Raw genomic sequence first — 2,759 nt, 5'->3', positions numbered from 1 at the left:
GCTTCGTCGACTACGTGGGCGACGAGTCCCGCGTGAGCTTCCCCTGGTCCATGATCGACCGCATCACCCCGAACCCCTCGCCCGAGACCGAGTCCGCGCTGGAGTCTCAGGGCTGGGAGGACCTCGGCCTGATCAAGACCGCGGGCCCGACCTTCGCCGGCTTCGCGAACACCGAGGCCTGCCACTACCTCGTCATCGAGGACTCCTTCCCCAACGGCCGCCCCGCCCTCGACGAGGGCGGCGTGATCCTCTGCGACCGCGAGACCGCCGAGCGCGCCGACACCATGAAGGTCACCGCGTGCCTGAACCCGCTGCACACCTGCCTCGCCGTCTTCGGCTGCCTGCTCGGCTATGACCGCATCTGGAAGGAGATGGAGGACGCCGACCTCGCCTCCCTGGTCCACCACCTCGGCTACGACGAGGACCTGCCCGTGGTCGTCGACCCCAAGGTCATCGACCCACAGGCCTTCATCGACGAGCTCACCAGCGAGCGCCTCGTCAACAAGTCCCTGCCCGACGCCCCGCAGCGCATCGCCACGGACACCTCCCAGAAGGTCGCCATCCGCTATGGCCACACCCTGAACGCCTACCTCGCCGCCGGCAAGGACGTGAGCGGCCTCACCTACATCCCGCTGACCATCGCCGGCTGGCTGCGCTACCTCACCGCCGTCGACGACGAGGGCAACGCCTTCGAGTGCAGCCCCGACCCGCTGCTCGCCGAGCTCCAGGCCCGCGTCGCCGACCTCAAGCTGGGCGCCGCCGACGCCGACGCCGTTCACGCGGCCGCCGCGCCGATCCTCTCGAACACCGAGATCTTCACCCTCGACCTCTACAAGGCAGGCCTCGGCGAGAAGATCGAGGGCTACCTGCTCGAGATGCTCGCAGGCCCCGGCGCCGTTCGCGCGACCATCCACAAGTACCTCTAAACCTGTAAGGCAGCGCACGGGAGGGCCCCACGACCGGGTCCCTCCCGCGCGCTTCCCCATACTGCCCGCAAAAACGCGGGGCTATCCCCGCGCTAGAGATAAGGAACCCAACACATGCAGCTTAGTTTCCGTTGGTACGGACCCGAGTCCGAGAAGATCACCCTTCAGCAGATCGCCCAGATCCCGGGCTGCACCGGCATCGTCGGCACGCTCTTCGACATCCCCGCGGGCGAGGTCTGGCCCCGCGAGCGCATCCACGCCCTGCGCGAGCAGGTCGAGGCCGCCGGCCTGAAGCTCGAGTGCATCGAGTCCGTCAACGTCTCCGACGACATCAAGATCGGCCTGCCCACCCGCGACGCCCACATCGAGGCCTATAAACAGACCATCGAGAACCTCGCCGCCGAGGGCATCAAGTGCATCTGCTACAACTTCATGCCCGTCTTCGACTGGGTCAAGTCCGACCTCGACTACACCCTGCCCGACGGCTCGAAGACCCTCGCCTTCGTCAAGGCAAACATCCCCGACGACCCGCAGGAGATCATCGATCGCGTCTCCAGCGGCTCCGGCGACTTCACCCTGCCCGGCTGGGAGCCCGAGCGCCTGACCCAGGTCCGCGCCCTTCTCGACGCGTACAAGGACATCGATGAGGCCAAGCTCCGCGAGAACCTCGTCTATTTCCTCGAGGCCATCATGCCGACCTGCGAGAAGTGCGACGTAAAGATGGCCATCCACCCCGATGATCCCCCGTACTCCATCTTTGGCCTGCCGCGCATCGTCAAGAACCGCGACGACCTCGACTGGATCTGCAACGCGGTCGACACCCCCTACAACGGCATCACCCTGTGCTGCGGCTCCATCGCCGAGGACCCCGCGAACAACGTCTACGACATCCTCGACGAGTTCTCCGCCCGCGGCCGCATCCACTTCGTGCACATGCGCAACATCAAGTACATCAGCCCCGAGGTCCCCGGCAACAAGGACTTCTATGAGGCTCCGCACCCCACGAACTGCGGCTCGCTCGACCTCGTCCGCATGATGAGCATGCTCCACAAGAACGGCTTCGACGGCTACATGCGCCCGGACCACGGCCGCATGATTTGGGGCGAGACCGGCCGCCCGGGCTACGGCCTCTACGACCGCGCCCTCGGCATCGCCTACATCAACGGCGTCTGGGAGGCCCTGGGCAAGGTCGGCGACATCGTGAAGGACGGCGAGTAGCATGCTTCTGGGCGACGACTTCCTGCTGAACACCGAGTGGGCGCGCAAGCTCTACCACTGCCACGCGGAGAAGATGCCGATCATCGACTACCACTGCCACCTCGTTCCCGCTGAGATCTACGAGAACAAGAGCTACGAGAACCTCGCCCAGGTCTGGCTCTACGACAACGGCTTCGGCGACCACTACAAGTGGCGCCTCATGCGCGCGAACGGCACGCCCGAGTCCGTGATCCGCGGCGACGACGACCACGCCAAGTACCTGGCCTTCGTCGACGCCGTCGAGCGCGCCATCGGCAACCCGATCTACGACTGGAGCCACCTGGAGCTCCGCCGCTTCTTTGGCATCGACCTCACCATCTGCCGCAAGAACGCCGAGGAGATCTGGGAGCGCGCCAACGCGCTTCTGGCCACGCCGGACTTCACCGCCAAGCGCCTCATCCAGCGCATGAACGTGAAGTGCGTCTGCACGACCGACGACCCGGCGAGCGACCTCGCCTACCACAAGCTCCTCGCCGCCGAGGAGGCCGACAACGGCTTCAAGGTCCTGCCGACCTTCCGCCCCGACGGCCTCATGAACATCAGCGCCGCGGGCTTCGCCGACTACTGCGACAAGCT

At 66.1% G+C, this 2,759-nt stretch carries 2 protein-coding genes and 1 pseudogene; all 3 read left to right on the top strand.

Annotated elements, in window-relative coordinates; genetic code table 11:
- Window positions 1-926, top strand: a pseudogene (locus ACT84W_RS07510) (mannitol dehydrogenase family protein); the annotation flags it as partial.
- Window positions 927-1,040: 114 nt separating this feature from the next.
- Window positions 1,041-2,144, top strand: a complete 1,104-nt coding sequence (gene uxuA, locus ACT84W_RS07505; protein WP_417576352.1) for a mannonate dehydratase — start codon at window positions 1,041-1,043, stop codon at window positions 2,142-2,144.
- 1 nt (window position 2,145) lies between these two features.
- The coding region (locus tag ACT84W_RS07500; protein ID WP_444328751.1) for a glucuronate isomerase at window positions 2,146-2,759 on the top strand (614 nt) is incomplete at its 3' end.

This window comes from Paratractidigestivibacter sp. (assembly GCF_052362415.1).
Lineage (GTDB): Bacteria > Actinomycetota > Coriobacteriia > Coriobacteriales > Atopobiaceae > Paratractidigestivibacter.
The sequence above is the reverse complement of the archived record's forward strand: the minus strand, read 5'-3'. Positions and strand labels throughout refer to the sequence as shown.